The organism is Flavobacterium sp. 103, from assembly GCF_003096795.1.
Classification (GTDB): domain Bacteria; phylum Bacteroidota; class Bacteroidia; order Flavobacteriales; family Flavobacteriaceae; genus Flavobacterium.
The window spans coordinates 337,006-356,873 of the sequence record NZ_QENX01000001.1 but is presented as its reverse complement, the minus strand read 5'-3'; the positions used below and the strand labels follow the sequence as shown (position 1 = coordinate 356,873).

Here is a 19,868-nt window from a genome sequence, read left to right as displayed (position 1 = left end):
ACACAATTACAATGAAGTATAAAAAAATAGTACTGTTATCATCAATCTTTTTTTCGCTGGTTTCCTGCAGTCAAAATGATGATACCTATATTGGGGGTTCCATTTCTGGAGGTCCCGTAGAAATGACAAGTATTTATCCTGTACCACCATCTCAATGGATGGGTGGTACGGATCCTTACTACAGTGCAGGTTATACTGGTGATATAATGCCTTATTTTGATAATGGGAAATTCCATATCTTTTTTCTGCATGATGCACAAAATAAACCTGCCGGAAAAGGATTTCATGATATCCATGAATTTCAAAGCACTGATTTAGCCAAATTTTCTTATGAGGGTCAAATGATTCCATTCGGAAATGCTACCGATCCGGATTTTGCGGTAGGAACAGGTTCGGTTGTCAAGGTGGGTAATGTATATTATTTTTATTATACAGGCCACAATGAAACGCCAGCTTTTATGCAATCTAATGCAAGAGAAAGCGTGTTATGCGCCACAAGTACCGATTTAAAAAACTGGACAAAAGTTCCTTCGTTTAAAATCACCGCTCCTGCAGGATACTACAATTATGATTTTAGAGATCCTCATGTGTTTTATAATGAGGAATTAAAAAAATACTCAATGATTGTGAGCACCCAAACTGAGCCAGGAAGGAAAGCCGTTTTGTTGCATTTTACATGTGCGGATCCTGTATCTGGTAAATGGGATGTTCAAGAACCTATTTATACGACTACAGCACAAGAGAATTATCTGATGATGGAATGTGCTGATGTTTTTAAAATGGGCAATTATTGGTACTTATTTTTCTCTGAAAACTGGGGCGGTTCAAAAGGAACACATTATAGAATGGCATCTTCAATCAATGGACCTTGGATCACTCCTGAAAATGATATGATTGATGGTGAATATTTTTATGCAGGAAAAACAGCTTCAGACGTAAACAAACGTTATGTTTTTGGTTGGAATGCCAGAAAATCACCTGAGAATGATACTGGAAACAAAGAGTGGGCGGGTAATATGGTTATTCATGAGTTGACACAAAATGCAGACGGAACTCTTGGAGCTCAGGCACCGAAATCGGTAAAAGATTTATTTTCTAAAAGCATCAAGGTTGAAACAGCTACAACTTTAGGGAATGTAACAGAAAGTAACGGTACTTATAATTTAAATGGTGCATCGGAGAAGGCGATGGTGTTGTTTAAAAATATTGAGAAAAAAGTTAAGATAAAAGGACAATTCACTCTTGGAAATGCAACTGGTTCAGCTGGTTTTGTATTTCAGACCAATGATGGCGGAAGCTATTATAAAATTGCTTTTGAGCCTAGTAAAGGTAAAATTGTAGGCTACAATTCGGCTTCACAAGAAGTAACCAGGATTCCGTTTAAATTTCAATCGGGCGTGAAATATGATGTTGAAATTGTTGCCGAAGGAAGTGTTTGTATTCTTTACATTAATGGAAAAGCAGCATTGAGCAATCGTATTTATGGAAGGGATAAAAATAAATGGGGAATCATAGCAGAGGGGCAAAATTTCACAGTTTCAGATCTTCAGGTGACAAAACCAGAATAGCACGGGGATTTATCGTAATTCTGTTGATTATTAGTATACAAAGTAAGGTTAGATTAAGTTAAGTAGTTATAGGGTAAGGCCATTTTCTTACCCTTTAATTTATTAAAATTAGAAAAAATGATTAAATTATTTAAAGTTAAAGCGGTCACATTCGGAGAAGTTTTATGGGATGTATTTCCAACCCATAAGAAAATAGGAGGGGCACCATTGAATGTTGCACTTAGAATGAAATCCTTTGGAGCTGAATCTACTATTATCAGTAAAATTGGTTCCGATGCTGATGGTAAAGAAATTGTTTCTTTTTTATCAGAAAAAGGGATTGATACGGATATAATTCAAATTAGTGAAGAGTATAAAACGGGTGTTGTTAATGTAATGATTAATGAAAAGGGAAATGCATCATATGATATTTTATATCCTTCTGCATGGGATAAAATAGTATTGAATGAAAATATAAAGAAAAAGGTTTCTGATGCTGATGTTTTTATTTTCGGAAGTTTAATCTGTAGGGATGAAGAATCTAGGTCAACTTTAAAAGCTTTATTGGAAGAAGCAAAATATAAAGTTTTTGATGTCAATTTAAGAGCTCCCTATTATACAATTGATGTATTAGTAGAGCTTATGATAAAGGCAGACTTCATCAAGCTTAACGATGAAGAACTTTTTGAAATAAGCAGAAAATTAAATTCTCCCTATAATTCTTTTGAGCAAAACATTAAATTTATTGCAGACAAAACAAATACAAAACAAGTATGTGTTACCAAAGGTGCATTTGGAGCTGTTTTGTACTACAATGAGAAGTTTTATTATAATAGCGGTTACTTTATTAAGGTAGTGGATACTGTTGGTGCAGGGGATTCATTTTTAGCATCGCTAATAGTAAGGTTACTAAGAGGGAAGTCGCCTCAAAAGTCATTGAATTATGCTTGTGCAATTGGGGCTTTAGTAGCTGGAGAAGAAGGGGCAAACCCGAAGATTTCTGAAAAAGTAATTAGTGATTATATGAAAATCGATAAAAAAAGCACTATTACTAAATAGTTTTACGCTATCCAAGACACTGTCCCATAAAGTGTGTAAGTTGAAAAGTTAAGGCTTCTGTTATAAAATCGAAGCCTTAACTTTTTAAATATTACTTTTTCTTATTCTTTTGGATATTATTTTTAGGTATTATTGGATTGGCATTGGCTACTGTAGGCGGTACTGTTTGGCCGCATCAATTGCTTTGCCTGTAGTCGTTACTTCAATTGAAGGCTATATGGTTGTGGCTGCTGTTATTTTGTCTACTATCAGCCAGCTTACGACGCAAAATGATGATGTAAATGCAGTCCAGTAATTTTAATAGTTTTATTGGACTTTTTCTTTGTTAAGAACATTTTACTTTTTTAGCTCACTTAATTTTTATTATAAGTGGTGTTCATTGAATCTTCGATTTGTCTTGATGAAAAAAGTAACAAAAAAATGTTCATGGGTTAGTATTGTTTTGTGGTATTCATGAATCTTCGATTTCAAGCCTGAATATTTTTATAGCAGAAAATCATCGAACGTATTTATCTCACGAATCACTTATTGTTATTGGTGTTCGATGAACCTCACTTCGTTTCGGTTTTCCTTATCGCGGCTCCAGCCGCTCGTGTTTCACACTCCACTCCGAGGTCACTCCCTACGGCAATGGCGCAAATCCTTACCTTGATTTTTTGGCCTAAAAATATAAGGGCAGTGGAGAGGACGTTTTTCATGCACATCCTCTTTTATGTGGATTGGCAATATTATGTGGTATTGCATATTTTTAAAAACAGGAATTAAACCATATAGGACATCAATATTTTCATGAGATTGTAGAATCAATAGGTTTATGTGAAGTTGAATTAATAATGGACAAAGTAAGGGTATCAAACTGACCTGAAAAATAAACATCCAATACTTCTTTGAATATGGGATTTGTATTTTTTACCGAAGCAAAAAGAGTCATTGAAGAACGTAATTTGAGGGCATCTAAGTCTCCAAATATTGCTTCTGCAGATTTATGTTTCAAACGTAGCAGCAGTGTTGTAATCTCGATAAGGTGTTTGCCCAATATGGGGTGCCCCAGAAATTCTTCCGCTTCTTTTAGGTTGGCAATGGCGTAATAATTTGCAGTATCGCTGTGTCCCAATCCTTTTATCTGAGGAAAGATAAACCACATCCAATGGGTCTCTTTTTTACCTTTTTCAATTTCAGAAAAAGCGGTGAGATACATTTTGTTTTGTGCCTCTAAAAAGCGCATTAAAGTAGTGTTAGAGTATGGCATTTTTGGTATTGTTTAAATAAAAAGGGTTTATAAAATTACAAAAAAAGTCAGCGTTTAGTTAATGAAATTAAATCAAGAAATCATTCTGTGTCTAGGGAGATGTATCTCATGTTCCTGTGGATAAGGTGCACGATGGGTACTGCTGACATCTTCCTTGATTTGGCTTTGGGTTTTGAACTGGTCTTTGGAATCCATATATCTAGGATCGGGGATAAAGGGCATCTTGGCCATTTTGGTTATGGTAATAGTTGGAAAATGATAGTCGACTTCTACAGTTCCCAAAAGAAGATAACAGCCACCTCCCAGAAAAGGATATTGACTTAGACTATCGGGAAAATGGGCTGTGTCAAAATAAGAACCTTCATGGTCAACCCAAGTTCCAAAATACATAGTTCCTCTTTTGGTGGGTACCTGTTTTCTGGAGATGAGATAGGCCAGCATTCGTACTTGTTTTTTATGACAGGAAAGAAGATCTTTGGCCATTATGTCGCCGCGTGACTTGGTCTGCAAAAGGTCAAAGGGAGTGCAGGAAACAGGGAAACTGAGTAGTTCAATTTCGTCAAAAGCGTCTTCAAACAGTGAACGCTCCAGCGTTGGGAGTTTGTATTCTTTAACAGGTTCTTGTATCAATAATAAGTTTCTGTTTTCGGGTTTGAAATTATTCAAGAGTAAACTGGCGATAACAAGCAACTGGTTTTTGGTTTTGCCAGTAAAACGAAAAGCGCCTATAAAAATTAAGATTTTAATTCCTTCAATGCCCATTGGGATGCGATTGATGAAATCTTCCAGCGATTGAAAGTCACCATTTTTGTTCCGATACGAGACTATGAAATGTGCCATTTTGGATTCCAAACTTTGTAGGTGCATAAACCCCAAATAGACATCAGTGCCATAAAGCGTGGTTTCGTATTCGCTTTTGTTCACGCAAGGATTATGGATGGTGGCTCCTGCCATACGCGCTTCGTGCACATAGACTTCAGTTCTGTAAAATCCGCCCTGATTGTTGATGACAGCAACCATAAATTCAATAGGGTAATAGACCTTAAGATACAGGCTTTGATAGCTTTCCACGGCATAGGAAGCAGAATGCGCCTTGCAGAATGAATAACCGGCAAAGGATTCAATCTGGCGGTAGATTTCCTCGCTAAGGGCAAGGGGATGTCCTTTTTGGGCACAGCAGGCGAAGAAATTGTCTTTTACTTTTTGAAGAGCTTCTTTAGAGCGTCCTTTGCCACTCATGGCACGACGGAGAATGTCTCCATCTGCTGCGGGAAGTCCACCGTAGTAGAGGGCAATTTTAATGACATCTTCCTGATAGACCATAATGCCATAGGTTTCCCCAAGCTGTTCTTTAAACACTTCGTGAAAGTATTCGAATCTGTCGGGATGGTTGTGACGAAAGATATACTCTTTCATCATTCCAGACTGTGCCACACCTGGGCGAATAATTGATGAGGCAGCTACCAGTGTTTTATAATTATCACATTTCAGGCGTCGCAATAAACCTCGCATGGCCGGGCTTTCTATATAAAAGCAACCAATGGTTTTGCCTTGAGCCAAATAGTTATTGGCTAAAGCTTCATCTTTAGAGAGGGAAGTGTCGCGAATATTCACTCGGATTCCCCTGTTTTTTTCAATAAGTTTCACGCTATCATCAATATGTCCAATGCCCCGTTGGCTCAGGATGTCGAATTTTTCGAAGCCGATGTCTTCGGCGATATGCATGTCAAAAAGCACAATAGGGAATCCCTTGGGAGGCATTTCCAACGGTGTATAATTGGTGATGGGGTCTTCGGAGATTATAATTCCGCAGGAATGCATACTGCGCTGGTTTGGGTATTTCTCTAATAACATGCCGTATTCTTGTACCAATTTCACTATGCTGTTGCTGTCGTGCAACTTCATTGGATTCTTGGCGAGTCTATCGAGTTCTTCTTTGGGTAATCCAAAGACTTTACCCACTTCCCGAAAGATAGAACGGTATTTGAATTCAACATTCGTACCACAGAAGGCCACATGGTCGGCTCCGTATCGGTTAAAAATGTATTCTAAAATTACATCGCGTTCTTTCCAACTCCAGTCGATATCAAAATCGGGCGGGCTCTTACGATTCAGATTCAAAAAGCGTTCAAAGTACAAATCGAGTTCCAACGGGCAAATATCTGTAATCCCCAGGCAGTAGGCAATGATGCTGTTGGCCCCGCTACCACGACCGATGTGCATAAATCCACGGCTGTTGCTGTAGCGAATAATATCCCAAGTGATTAAAAAATAACCGCAGAACTGGAGTTGGTCAATTACTTTAAGCTCTTTTTCCACACGAGCTTTGGCCAAAGTATTGTCTTTACCATAACGCCACAAAAGTCCTTGATAGGCTAGGGTGGTTAACAGTGCCAGATCGCTTTCCCGATTGGTGGTGTAGAACTTTTTATTTTTGGGGGTATTGAATTCAAATTCAAAATTGCACAAATCCATTACTGCTTGTGTATTGGAAATAATTTCGGGGTACTCCTCATAGGCCAATAAAAGGGATTCCAAGGGCAACATTACTTCGGAAGTCTTGCAATAATCCGACTCGGTAAGTTTGGACAGGATGTTGTTGGTATCTATGGCCCGCAGAATCTTATGCAGGTTGAATTCTCTTTTGGTTCTAAAAGTTACGGGCTGGAGGATGACCATTTTTGAAATTTTACTTTTCCATTCCAACAGAAATAGCTTCGGTAGTTCTTCCGGTCGAATTCCAATATACTCGTTCTCCCGAAGCGTAGCAGGAGCTTCCTCTAAGTAATAAATGATAAACACGTTATTGAATTTGGGAGCGCAAATAGGCAAGGACTCCCCACTGAAATTATGGGCAGTCAAAAAGCGGTTCATCTCGGCGAGTCCATTGGTATTTTTAGCCAAACCTATGTATCGCAATTGGTGATGACAACGAAATTCGATACCTACAATCGGTTTGATTCCCACGGCATCACATCCTTTTATAAAGTCATAAATTCCGGTTACGGTGTTAATATCCGTAAGTGCCATTGTTTTTACCCCACAAGCGACCGCCTGTCCAATGAGCTCTTTTAGAGGAATAGTGCCGTAACGCAAGGAATGGAAGGAGTGGCAGTTGAGGTACATTGTTTTTTGTTGTTTAATCGTGTAATTGTTTATTGTTTAGAGTTTAGAGTTTACGTCTTAAAATTTCATCTTTGGTGTTGGGTTTAAAGGATGCGCCGGCACAACGCATTACGGCATCAAATCCATAGCGACTTTTCATTTTGTCCATTGCAGCATAAAGGGACAGCATTTCCTGTGTGTCTTCAAAGAGATTGATTTGGTAGGTTCCCCTGACGAGTCCGCTGAAACGGATGCCTATTAAACGAAGCCGCATTCGTCGCTGGTATAGTTTATCGAAGAGATCGGTTACATTTCGGGTTAGGACGTGGTCTGCTGAGGTGTAGGCTATTTTGCATTGTTTGGTTTCGGTGTCAAAATTGGCATAACGTATTTTAACCACTATCGTTGAGGTTAGCCACTGTTCGGAACGGAGTTGGAAAGCCAGTTTTTCGACCATACCCATCAGCACCGATTTGAGTTTTATGATGTCAATCGTGTCCTGGGAAAAAGTATGCTCGGTAGAAATAGATTTTCGCTCCGTATAGGGTTCTACAGGAGTATTGTCAATGCCATTGGCTTTCTTCCATATTTCCAGACCATTTTTGCCAATCATGCGTTGGAGTACTTCGGCAGGCATTTCGGAGAGTGTCTGGATGGTGCGAATGCCAATTCGGGATAAAAGCTGAAAAGTCACATTGCCCACCATTGGTATCTTTTGGATGGACAGCGGATTTAAAAAGGCTTGTACATTATTCTCGGGAATTTCTAAATTCCCTCTGGGTTTGCCTTCACCCGTGGCTATTTTGGAAACCGTTTTATTGACAGACAAAGCGAAACTGATAGGTAATCCCGTTTCTTTAATTACCGATTGTGCCAGTTCATTCGTCCATTTATAGCTGCCATGAAAACGATCCATGCCCGTAATATCGAGATAGAACTCATCAATACTGGCTTTTTCCATTATAGGGGCTTTTTCCTGAATCACCTGGGTTACATCATGCGATAATTTGGAATACAATTCCATATCGCCTTTGACAATCTTGGCCTGTGGGCAAAGTCGCATTGCCATATTGATTGGCATAGCCGAGCGTACTCCAAAACGACGTGCCTCATAGGAGCAGGAAGCTACCACACCGCGATCTCCACCACCAATAATTAGTGGAATTCCCTCCAATTGAGAGTTTTCCAATCTTTCGCAGGATACAAAAAAGGTATCCAAATCCATGTGTACAATTGCCCGTATCATTTTCCTTTGTTTTTGTAGTGAACAAAATTAGTACAGGTTGTAACATTTTTTAATATATTTGCTGTTACAAATTGTAACAAAATTGCTATGTCCTTATTTTCAGACAATATCAGAACCCTTCGGGTAAAGCATAAGATATCGCAGGAGAAACTTGCCGAGAATCTTTGTATTACCAGGGGAAGGTATGTGAAGTATGAAGATGGCACATCGGAGGCTCCCTATGATATTTTGAAGAAAATAGCGCATTATTACCACATCAGTATCGATTTGTTGTTGTCGGTAGATGTGCGTAAAATTGACACGCAAGATTTACTGAAATTGGAGAATAATCGATTAGTGCTTCCGATTATGGTGGATAGGGAAGGAGAGAATTTTATTGAAGTGGTGACACAAAAGGTGAAGGCCGGTTATTTAAACGGTTATGCCGATCCCGAATATATTGAGAGTCTGCAGCAAATTTCACTCCCTTTTTTGGGTGCTGGCAAGCACAGGGGATTTCCTGTAGAGGGGGATTCTATGCCTCCGCATGAGGATGGTTCCATCATTATTGGTCGTTACGTAGAATCACTGGGCGAGGTGCTTGATGGCAAGACCTATATATTCATCACTAAGAGTGAGGGGATGGTTTATAAGCGTCTCAATAAAAACAAAAAGAATGCACTTGTTTTGGAATCCGACAATCGGTTTTATCCTAACTATGAGGTTAAAGCTTCTGATATATTGGAGATATGGGAGTATGAATGCAATATTGGGCGAAGTGATATTAAGCCCAAGGTTTCTGAAGCTGTAAGTGTGGAAGAGATGTTTTTGGAATTAAAGCGTGAGATTTTTGAAGTGAAAGAAAGTATTAAGAAGTGATTTTTCTTTTAACTCATTTAATCTTTATTTTAAGTGGTGTTCGCTGAATCTTCGATTTGCCTTGATGCAAAAGAAACAAAAGATCAAGTCTAAAATATTTTTGCACAAAAAATCATCGGACGGATTTATCTCACTTATCCCTTATTGTTGTTGGTGTTCGATGAACTTCACTTCGTTTCGGTTTTCTCTATCGTGATTTTTAGCACAAAAAAATAAGGGTGGGGAGAGTACGTTTTCATGAATTTATTGATGTTTTTATTTATGAAGGGTATTTTACTTTTTTCCTTGATGAAAAAAGTAACAAAAAAATCAAGCCTACAATATTTTTGCACAAAAAATCATCGGACGGATTTCCTTATCGTGACCCCAGCCGTTCGTGCCGGGCACTCACTCGGGGGTCACTCCAGACGGCCAGCGCGCAAATCCTTACCGTGATTTTTAGTGCAAAAATATAAGGGCGGGAAGAGGACGTTTTTATGAGTTTATTTCTGTGGCCAACGCGCAAATCCTTACCATGATTTCAGGTGTAAAAATATAATGGAGGTAGAAAAGACGGTCACAGAATGCAATTCCGAGTATCGGGAATCAAAGAAGTTGATATAACGTCTGTTTTTTAGCAAATCAACAATAAACGGTATTCTCCTTCATTTTCTATTGGTGCTCTGTGAATACAAGGTAGCACCTGTTGTTTTGGATGATCCACCGCCAGACGCCAAAGATGTCCTAATCCTAAATTAATAGGCACTGCATGGGGTTGCGCCTGATAATGCAAATCAAAATAATTTTCCTTTAAAAAGTTTTCAAATTCCTCCGATGGGCCGTTATGCAGCTCTTTGAGCTTTTTTCGAATTTCAGGGATTAGAATTTTTTGCTCCGCTTGTTCATTAGAAATAATATCACTTGCCATACCGTGATAGGTACATAAAAAAGTATCCGTTGCAATGGGCGAACGATCAACATGATATGAATACACATCGGTGGATATGAAATCAAATTCATCATCCCGTTCGTAACATTTAAGTAAATTAAGAGAAGGGGAAGCTCCGAAATCGGCTAATAAGCGTAAATCATTTAAGATAATTTCCCTTGCTATATTTCCCTTTTCCGATAGTTGGAGTGCCAATAAATCTTTAGGATAAACTTCCGTTATATTTTCTTTTATTTGCAGTTGATTTACAATGGCTGCAAAATCGCCTTCCAAATTTCGGTACCAGCATAGGGCATTCATTTCTCCCTTAAAATCCGTATTTACAAGTTCAGAAAAAGTGGATACCATTCCAATTTGGCTGCTGTCAGAAAATGTATTGTTCATAGTTTGATATCAAGAGGCTAGTTACTTAATGCACTACAAAATTACGCAATTCCGCCTTCAGGCTTATTGTCCCGTCCTAAAATAACTATACAGGCTGTTAAATTAAATTGACATTGTGAACAAAGTAGAATGGAATTTTGAACAAAGTGACTTGTATGTTGTCTCCTTAATTTTGCCTTATAACATTTAAATAAACACTAAAATGAGATAAAACAATTATCAAGGAGCATTACAAAAACCTTTAGATTCTGGTTTTAACGCAACGTCAACAGCAAGTGATGTAATAAAAGGCATCAGCCTTAAAGGAAAAACAGCAATCGTTACAGGAACATATCTCAAAATATTTAACCCCTGAAATCAAGCTTTCCTGCTATGATGACAAACTGTTTAAATCCGATTTGATGTTTGATGATCATATGCTTATTTGGTTTATTTCGGGTGAGACCAAAATCATACAGGCCGATGTCTCTTTTTGCTTTAATAATTCAACGACTCCCAATACCGTTTACTATTGAAGTTAGAATTTTTCAGGTCTGTCGTACTCCACTTCAGTGATATTGAATTTTGCATAACTGAAATCTCCTTTGTCCAATCGCCATATAACGTCAAAAGCTGTTGGTATAATTACGTTATTCCATTCTTTGTAATTTGCCGCTTTTATAACCCAGGTTTCTAAATTGTCTTCGCCCATATATCTTTTGGTTTCCATTTCCGTTATTTCGCCTATTTCATTAAACGTGATTTTGAAAAACAACGAAAGTCCGTTATACTCAAAAGTGAGTTTTGCTGTATTTGAATCTATCGGGAACCATTGTAATCTTTCACTGGGTAAAAAATTTGTCGGATATAAAACACTCTCTCCCAACCAGCGAAGCAGTTCGCCTTCATTGTATTTGTCCCCTTTTGCATCCACAACATTATACAGTGAAAAAAGCGTGGCAATCAGTCTGCCTTTGTCTGAAATATACATATCCCGGGCAACAAACATTGCGGTTGTGCCTTTCCAAATAAAGCCCGGCTTTTCTGTTGTTGCATATTGTTCCCCCGTTATGTTTATCCAACCTTTGTCAAGCCCTGTTTTGAATAGCCCATTGTGCTTTATTCTAGCATAACTGATGTAGGGTTGCCCTTCTTTTAGGATATGGTTAAAATAGCGTTGCACGGGTTCCGGTAAACTGTCCAATTGGGTTTTATGGAATGACTGGCCAGCTATTCTCTTGGATTGAGCAAAAAGTGCTTTTACTTCCCTGCCGAATTTTATGGACAAGTTTACTTTGCCAAGAATGAATAGGATCAGAATGAAGATTACTATAGATAAAGTGGTTGTCATAATTTTATTTTGTTTCATTATGTCTTCGGTGGTATAACCGAATTCTCATTGTACAAAAGTCCGTCTTTTACTTGTATAAAGTGTTACATCATTAAAAGTAAAAGTTATGCCACTCCCACATTTCTAAATTTATTTTTTCAATTCAAAATATTCTAAAAGCATTCACGGAAAAAGGTACCATCTTAAAAATCAAGAAAAAAATACAAAATAGCGAGACTTTGCCGAACTGAGGTCAGGAGACTTCTAAGAGCTGGGATGCTCGCTATGGCAAGCACGCAAATCCTTACCGTGTTTTCTGTTATAAAAATATTAGAGCTGGAAAGAAGACGTTTTCATCAGTTTATGCTGTTTTATTTTAAGAGCATTTTTTCTTTTCCCTTGATGGAAAAGAAACAAAAGATCAAGCCTGAATATTTTTAAACTAAAAATCATCGGACAGATTTCCTTATCGCGCCCCAACCGCTCCGCTAGGGGGGCACTCCCAGCGGCCAGCGCGCAAATCCTTACCATGATTCTTGGTATAAAAATATAAGGGCGGGGAAGAGGACGTTTTCATGAGTTTATTGTTAACTCTCTGTAAAAACAGGTGAACACGCGAGCGATAGCGAATAGACGAAGTAAATCATTCGAAATACAAAACCAACTTTCCATTAGGGCAATTGCCTAAATCCGTTGTAGTAGTTGTTCTACGTTCGTTTTTCTATTTATTGTTCATTAATATTGATTCTGTAAATATTTACTAACATTCCATTATAATCAATTGTTTTGTCATTTTTCATTCCGTTTTTCTGGGCAACTTTTTCAGAATTAACATTTTCAGTATTAATTATTGAAATTAAGCTTTCAGAAAATTTATTTGCAAAAGCAAACTCTTTACATTTTTCAGTCGATTCGGTTGCGAATCCTTTTTTTCTAAATGCTGGCAAAATTGAATATGCAATCTCTATTTCTTGCTTACCATCAATTTCTCTGACTATAAGTCCACTTTGACCAATAATTTTATTTGTCGATTTTTCTATTAATACGTTCGCTCCGCCCAAATCTTTTTTATATCTTTCAAATGTCATTTCAAACCAAAGTTTACATCTTTCTTTTGGTGTTTGAATTTTGTCCACTCCTAAAAACCTACAAACTTCAATATTTTCAAAGAATTCAACCCAAACATCAAAATCCTCAAGATTTAATAACCTGAATTTTAACCTTTCCGTTTCTTCTCCTACTAGTGTATATTTCATTCTGTAATTCTTATTTTATAATTGATAAAACTACAAATTTATTCCCCTTTGGATTAGTTTTCTTTTTTTTATTATGTTGGGGCAAAATGACGTTCTTGTACTGGAGCGGCTTTGGGATTAAATTAAGCCCTGTTTTCGGATTAGCCACCCGAGTCCCGATAATTATTGGGACGAATAGACGAAGTACCCGAGCGATAGCGAACAGGCGAAGCTAATCATTCGAAATATAAGACTAACTTTCCATTAAGTTTATTGTCCAAATCGGTTGTAGTAGGTGTTGTATGCAGGTTTATTAGATTACTTTGTGTGATTTTATCATATCACACAAAATTAGGTTTGGAATAACATTCAGTTAGCTAGGTCAGGAGACCTCGAAGAGAGGTTCGGGTTATAAGTGTATTTTGATGAGAATGCCATCCTTCATATACTTTATGTTGATATTCAATTTCTATTTTATAGAAACGCATTCAGTTGTACTATATACATTTTTCGAATTTTCTAAGTATTTTTTTTTCTAAATTATACATTCTTTACCGTTTGAAATGAAATTGATGTTAAAGTATAAAACAGTTTGAACAAATCGATTTTTTGATTGGTTTAACGCTAGACATCCGTTTTTGCTTTTGCTAAGGTGTAGCTTTTTTTACATAAAATACAAACGCTATTTGTGGGAATTAGTAAGTCAAGATTAAACCGTTAGATATCTGTTACTGTAAAGCGGGTATCTTCTTACCTTCCTGAAAATGATAGGTAAACGATTTCATATCTGCACAAAATAGCTCAAGAAAGGATTTTTTTTGCAAAAAAAAAGAGTAATTTTAAGCTTAAGCTTGATCATCTCAAATCCAAGTTTTGTTCATGATTTAATTTTATGCACACTTGTTATAACAGGCAAAATCTTTCTCGCAATAAACAATAAATTTAGTTATGAAGCGTATAAAAAAAATAGACGAGGATGACAATGTTTCGTTGTATAACGGGTAGTAAGAATAAATGAGACAAATTTTAAAAGGAGTCTATAACGGCATGCATAGTAAGAAACAGCTTTGTACTGATACAAGATTAGGGGGCAATATTGTGGAGTGTTATTAAGGGGGGCATTCTTTTATTTTTTTAAAGTTTAATATATTTAGTTATGTTTGCTTAACCAATAGTTAACCAACTAACCTCCAAAAACGTATTATGAAATCACCATTGCTCACTTCAGATGAGTCAGTTATTTTATTAGAATTAGCATCAGGGAACGAAATGGCTTATAATTATTTCGTAGAGAAATATTGGCAAAAAGTGTTGCAACAGGCTTTGAGTTTTGTAAAATCGTATCCTGTAGCCGAAGAACTTACCCAAGATATTTTTATACAAATTTGGCAAAAAAAAGAAAAGTTGTCCGAAATAAAAAGTTTTGACAATTACCTTTTCATCGTTAGCCGTAATTTAATTATCACCCATATTCGTAAAAAATTGATCGAAACAGAATCCTTTAAAGGAGAAAAACTTCAGGAAATGTTTTTAAAACCGGACGAGCAATACGAATATAAGGAATTAGATAAAATCATAAATGAGGGAGCCAATCTTTTGACAGAACCAAGACGTACTATATTTTTATTGAGTCGTGTAGAAGGAAAAGATACGGATTTCATTAGTTCAGAACTTGGTCTGGCCAAAAGAACCATACGTTGGCACTTATTAGAGGCCTTAAACTTCCTTAGAATTTATCTTCACAGGCATTATGGTATCCGTTTGCTGATCCTTTTGGGTATAGGTCTGCGTTCTTTTATTTCTTCTTTTTTGTGATTTTTATTGAGCTCACAATATTTTTTTATTCTTTTTTTAGTTTTTTTATAATTTTCATTGCCACTTTGTTGAAGTATCCTCGTCTTTATATAAGAAGGACATCATCACAAGGCTTAAATCTTTTAGTTATGTATCAAAAAGAAGTGTTTAAAGAACTTATGTACCAGTTTGTTTTAGGGGAAATATCTCCTGAAGGGAAAGCACAGTTGTTAAAAATGATTGATGATCCTCAATATGCGGATGATTTGGATTATATCCTTCGCGAAAATTATGAAAGTATAGAACCTATTAGTGAGAGTTCGGAATCGACTCAGCATTTTATTGAAAAGCTTAGGGTGAAAATGAATGTTAATAAGGAAATTGAAGAAGAAGCGGACTTTACTTTATTTAATTGGAAAAGATTAGTTGTTGCTGCGAGTGTCGTAGTTGTTCTTGGGCTTGGATATTTTAAATTTTCTCAAAAAGATACTATTGCTCCAGCTGTAGTTAATAATGAAAAAAATGTAATTCCTCCAGGAAGAACAGGTGCCATACTTACATTGGCAGATGGCTCTCAAATTGTTTTGGATAGTGTAGCCAATGGAGTTTTGGCCAATCAAAGTAATACAGCTGTTTCAAAAAAGGATGGAGAATTGGTTTATAAGGGAGAGAACAATGCTAAAGCCGTTACTAATATTATGACTACGCCGAGAGGGAGACAATATAAATTAGAATTGTCAGATGGTACAAAAGTTTGGCTTAATGCTTCTTCCTCGATTACATTTCCAACTTCTTTTGCCGCTAATGAAAGAAAGGTTTCAATAAAAGGAGAAGTTTATTTTGAGGTGGCCAAAGATAAAAGCAGACCTTTTACAGTAAGTGTTAAGGATGTTGAAGTAAAGGTATTGGGAACTCATTTTAATATCAATAGTTATGATGATGAAAGTGAAATTAATACCACGCTTTTAGAAGGTAGTGTCTTGGTAGGTAAAAAAGATAAAAAAGTACTTTTAAAACCTGGTCAGCAAGCCGAAATAAAAAATACTGGAGCTGTAGCTGTTAAGGAGCTTGATAATTTTGATGAAGTGATGGCTTGGAAAAAAGGCATGTTTTATTTTAACAATGCAAGTTTAGAAACTGTTCTGCGTCAATTAAGCAGATGGTATGATGTAGATATTGTTTTCGAAAAAGGGGTTGTTTCCAGAAATTTTGAAGGTGAAATAAATCGTGATTTAGAACTATCACAAGTATTAAAAATTTTAGAGGGAAATAATATTCATTTTAAAATAGAAGGCAAAGTTTTGAGAGTAATGCCTTAAGAAAAAAGACAAATCGAGGAAACTCATTTTATAAAATATTTATCTGTAATTCAATAAAAAAAGCCAGCAGATGTTGGAAGCATCGCTGGCTTGTTCCTTAGTACAAAGGAACTATGACTTGAAAAACGTATAAATAGACCAAGCAAGGAAAATTTATTATTAACCAAAATCATTACAAAAGTATGAAATTATTACCAAAATGCAAGTCAAGAAATTCTTGGCTTACTCCTAAATTCTGGAAAGTTATGAAATTAACGTCCATATTGATAATTGCTCTTACGCTCAATGTATCGGCAGCAGTATCTTCTCAAACGATAACTTTTTCTGGAAAGAACGTGTCAGCAAAAAAAGTTTTGTCAGTTATTAAAGAACAAACAACCTACGTTTTTTTCTATGACGTCACTATTTTAAAGAATGTAAAGCCAATTTCAATTGATGTGAAAAATGCTTCAATCGAAAAAGTATTGCAAGAAGCTTTTAAGGAATCATCTGTAAAATGGATTATTCAAGGTAAAACCATTTCTTTAATTCCAAAAGATGAGCCTACTTTAAAGAAAAGCACAATAGCACCTATCAATAGAAAAATAAAAGGAAAGGTTTCCAATGAAAAAGGAGAGTCATTGCCTGGAGTAAATATATTGGCTAAAGGCACAAAGGTTTCTACACAGACTGATGTTGACGGCTCTTTTGAAATTGAAATTCCAGATGATGTGACTGTATTGGTTGTAACTTATATAGGTTTACAAGATCAAGAAGTTAAGATTGTAGGCGATGCACAACTGAATATTGTTTTAAAAGAAGTTGGACAACAAATGAATGAGGTAATTGTTGTAGGGTATGGTTCTCAAAATAGAAGAACTGTTAGTACTTCGGTTTCTAAATTAGATAGAAAAGTTTTAGAAAACGTACCTTATTCTAATGTTACTCAGGCATTGCAAGGGAATGTAAGTGGTGTAGTTGTTCGTACAGCATCTGGTCAACCGGGTAAAGCTTCAAATATTTTAGTTCGTGGAGGTACCTCTATTGATAATCCTGCAGGAGCTACACCATTATATATTGTTGACGGGGTAATTCGTAGCCAAATTGACGATATTAACTCGGCCGATATTGCTTCATTGCAAGTATTAAAAGACGCTGCATCAACTTCCATTTATGGTGCACGTGGGTCTAATGGGGTTGTTATTATTACTACCTCTACTGCTAAGGTTGGGAAAACTAAAATTACTTTTGGGTATTCTTCTCAGTTTAGTCAAATCGCAAAACAGTACGATTTTTTGGGAGGAGAAGATTTTATACGTCTATCTCGCTTAGGGGTTAAAAATGCTGCTGATATTATGGGTGGTACACGTCCTAATGCAAGAGACAATCAATTACTTGGTGCAACTCCTTATGGGACTGGGAATAATTTGAATAATAATACACCATTTGCAACATTATTAAAATCGAGTTTGTCAGCAGATACGATTGCCTCTTTGCAAGCCAAAGGATGGCAAGAAATGGCAGACCCTCTTAATGCTGCGAATACAATTATGTTCAAAAGTACAGATTGGAATGATGTTTTGTTTCAAGATGCTTTTACACAAAACTATAATTTAAATTTTAGTGGGGGAACAGACAAAGGTCTTTTCGATTTAAGTTTAGGATATTTAAAAGGAGATGGAGTGACAATCTATACAGGTTACGAAAGATTTACAGCAAAAATGAATGCATCTTTTAACTTGGCGGATAATTTTACATTAAACGGTAAAATGTTATATGCTAGGTCTAATAATAATCAAGTGGTAAGCAATAGTGTTGTTTTTAATAGATATTTAGGAAATGCTCCAACCACCAAGTTTTTATTGGAAGATGGCACTTTGGCTCCGGGGCAGAATAACATTAACGGAAATCCATTGTATCAAATGGGGAAAGTCAAAGGGATTAATGAAAATGAAAAATTGCAATTAGCTGTTGATGGAGATTTGAAGATTACAAAGGATTTGAATTTTGCGCCTTCGATGTCTTTGTATACCGAAAACACTTCTGGAAACACTTTTCAACAAGCTTTTTTGAGTGGAAGTACTGGATTAGTAGATAATACTCGAACTGCAACTCAATTGAATAATCGTTTGTTTCAAACACAATTTGAGGGAGTTTTTACCTATACCAAATCATTTGATGAAATAGGAAATTTTCAAGCCAAGTTAGGAGCTTCAAATTATGGAAGAACTATAAAAACATTTAATGCTTCAGGAAAAGGAAGTCCTTCGGATCTGGCACAAACATTAGATTCGTCTCCAATTCCAGTTTCAGTGTATGCCAATAATACCAAATTAGTTATGAACGGCGTTTTCGGACGTTTGAACTACGATTATAAAAACAAATATTTATTTACAGGATCTTTCCGTTATGATGGTGCTTCAAGTTTAGGACCGGATAATAAGTATGGATTTTTCCCAGGGGTATCTGTTGGGTGGAATGTCCATGAAGAAGAATTCTGGAAAGCAATGCCAACCGTTTTGTCTTCATTTAAATTAAGAGGAAGTTTTGGTATCAATGGTAATTTAGGAACTCTAGGTGACTTTCAAGCTGGAGGATTATATTCTGGTTCAGTAAATGGAATTGCCAATAATTACAACGGTCAGTCTGCTATTGTAAATTCTCAAATTGCAAATCCCGGACTAAAATGGGAGCAATCACAAACGAATAATATTGGTTTTGATTTGGGGATAAACGAAGACAAAATTCGATTAATTGGTGATTTCTATAATAAATTGACTTCAGATTTATTGACCAATTTGACTTTACCTTCTAATAGTGGTTTCTCAACCGTTTTGACCAATCTAGGTGGTTTAAGAAGCAAAGGATTCGAAATGGAGTTATCAGCTAATATTTACAATCAAAATGATTTGAAAATTAATGCAGGATTTATTATCTCACACAACACTAATGTTATCGAAACACTTCCTTACAACGGAAATTTAAACAATAGAATTGGTGGTACTCAAATTTGGGATGCTGGAAGTAAATCGTATGTATATGTTGGTGGATCACAAGAAGGACAAAAAATTGGAGATTTTTACGCTCACAAACAATTGTATATTCTTCCAACACAAGCCGCTGCGGATGCTTATAATGCAACAACAAAAGATACTTATGTAACTAAAACTAACGCAGCAGGTGGAAATCCAAATGGTATAAAATATCCTGGAGACGCTGTTTTTGAAGATACTGATGGCAATAATGTTATCGATAGTAAAGATAGAACCTACATGGGAAATATGTTTCCTAAATATGTAGGAGGTTTTAATTTTGATGTAAGTTATAAAGGATTTTCATTAGTGGTAAGAACCGATTATTCTTTGGGAGCAACAATATACAATGAAGCCAGAGCTCGTTTTGTAGGTCAATTTCAAGGAAATTATGGGTTGTTAGCTGAAAGTTTACAGTCTTGGCAAAAAGAAGGAGATATTACAGATGTACCACGTTACCGTTGGGCAGATCAAACGAATCAAAACAATTTATTTAGATCTGAGGCAAGCGGAGCCGCTTATAATACAAATATGTTTCAAGGAAATAGCCGTTATTATGAAAGTGGAGATTATTTATGTTTAAGAGAAATTACTTTAGCATATACCGTTCCTAGTTCTTTTGCAAATAAAATAAAATTGGCATCTGCCCGCTTTTATCTAACGGGAAGTAATCTTTATTATTTCACTAAATATACAGGTTTAAATCCTGAAGTTCAAGGTATTGATGGAGGGTCTAGCCAAGGTTTAAATTCGGCTGGAGCTACAGGAACATATCCTGTACCAAGAAATATTATACTTGGATTAAATGTAAGTCTGTAAATTTT

Annotated in this window: 13 protein-coding genes; 7 read left to right on the top strand and 6 right to left on the bottom strand. The window is 36.2% G+C overall.

The genetic code is table 11. The annotated features are described in order from the left end of the window. The first annotated feature begins 11 nt into the window (after positions 1–11). The 3 genes from C8C85_RS01325 to C8C85_RS18635 all read left to right on the top strand — a co-directional run bounded on the left by C8C85_RS01325 (position 12) and on the right by C8C85_RS18635 (position 2,901). The gene (locus tag C8C85_RS01325; protein ID WP_116795461.1) at positions 12–1,568 is read left to right on the top strand and encodes a glycoside hydrolase family 32 protein; all 1,557 of its coding nucleotides are present in this window, start codon (positions 12–14) and stop codon (positions 1,566–1,568) included. 117 nt (positions 1,569–1,685) lie between these two features. Continuing rightward, positions 1,686–2,606: a carbohydrate kinase family protein gene (locus C8C85_RS01320; protein WP_116795460.1), complete on the top strand. Its 921-nt coding sequence runs from the start codon at positions 1,686–1,688 to the stop codon at positions 2,604–2,606. A 166-nt stretch (positions 2,607–2,772) separates the two neighbouring features. Further along, complete coding sequence (locus tag C8C85_RS18635) at positions 2,773–2,901, top strand: hypothetical protein (RefSeq protein ID WP_256411838.1); 129 nt, start codon at positions 2,773–2,775, stop codon at positions 2,899–2,901. A gap of 492 nt (positions 2,902–3,393) precedes the next feature. Here the strand turns inward: C8C85_RS18635 and C8C85_RS01310 are convergent, their stop codons facing one another. From C8C85_RS01310 to dinB, 3 genes are all read right to left on the bottom strand, one after another. After that, the gene (locus tag C8C85_RS01310) at positions 3,394–3,855 is read right to left on the bottom strand and encodes a DUF1810 domain-containing protein (protein WP_116795459.1); all 462 of its coding nucleotides are present in this window, start codon (positions 3,853–3,855) and stop codon (positions 3,394–3,396) included. A gap of 72 nt (positions 3,856–3,927) precedes the next feature. After that, on the bottom strand, positions 3,928–6,981 hold the full coding sequence (locus C8C85_RS01305) for a DNA polymerase III subunit alpha (protein WP_116795458.1): 3,054 nt from the start codon (positions 6,979–6,981) through the stop codon (positions 3,928–3,930). 43 nt (positions 6,982–7,024) lie between these two features. After that, complete coding sequence (gene dinB, locus C8C85_RS01300; protein ID WP_116795457.1) at positions 7,025–8,206, bottom strand: DNA polymerase IV; 1,182 nt, start codon at positions 8,204–8,206, stop codon at positions 7,025–7,027. An 87-nt stretch (positions 8,207–8,293) separates the two neighbouring features. Between dinB and C8C85_RS01295 the strand changes: the two genes are divergently transcribed. Then, positions 8,294–9,064 (top strand): XRE family transcriptional regulator, encoded by a 771-nt coding sequence (locus C8C85_RS01295; RefSeq protein ID WP_116795456.1) that lies wholly within the window; start codon positions 8,294–8,296, stop codon positions 9,062–9,064. A 613-nt stretch (positions 9,065–9,677) separates the two neighbouring features. On the opposite strand, the gene C8C85_RS01290 is transcribed toward C8C85_RS01295, so the two are convergent. The 3 genes from C8C85_RS01290 to C8C85_RS01265 form a co-directional block, all read right to left on the bottom strand. After that, entirely contained in the window at positions 9,678–10,376 is a 699-nt protein-coding gene (locus C8C85_RS01290) for a DUF1826 domain-containing protein (protein WP_116795455.1), read from the bottom strand. A gap of 517 nt (positions 10,377–10,893) precedes the next feature. Beyond that, positions 10,894–11,706: a DUF6544 family protein gene (locus C8C85_RS01275; RefSeq protein WP_116798330.1), complete on the bottom strand. Its 813-nt coding sequence runs from the start codon at positions 11,704–11,706 to the stop codon at positions 10,894–10,896. Positions 11,707–12,410: 704 nt separating this feature from the next. Then, a complete protein-coding gene (locus C8C85_RS01265; RefSeq protein WP_116795453.1) occupies positions 12,411–12,941 on the bottom strand; it encodes a GNAT family N-acetyltransferase in 531 nt (176 codons plus the stop codon). 1,182 nt (positions 12,942–14,123) lie between these two features. Here C8C85_RS01265 and C8C85_RS01260 point away from each other — a divergent pair. From C8C85_RS01260 to C8C85_RS01250, 3 genes are all read left to right on the top strand, one after another. Beyond that, on the top strand, positions 14,124–14,735 hold the full coding sequence (locus C8C85_RS01260) for a sigma-70 family RNA polymerase sigma factor (protein WP_116795452.1): 612 nt from the start codon (positions 14,124–14,126) through the stop codon (positions 14,733–14,735). A 128-nt stretch (positions 14,736–14,863) separates the two neighbouring features. After that, positions 14,864–16,033: a FecR family protein gene (locus tag C8C85_RS01255; RefSeq protein WP_116795451.1), complete on the top strand. Its 1,170-nt coding sequence runs from the start codon at positions 14,864–14,866 to the stop codon at positions 16,031–16,033. A gap of 182 nt (positions 16,034–16,215) precedes the next feature. Continuing rightward, on the top strand, positions 16,216–19,863 hold the full coding sequence (locus tag C8C85_RS01250) for a TonB-dependent receptor (RefSeq protein ID WP_116795450.1): 3,648 nt from the start codon (positions 16,216–16,218) through the stop codon (positions 19,861–19,863). Positions 19,864–19,868 lie beyond the last annotated feature (5 nt).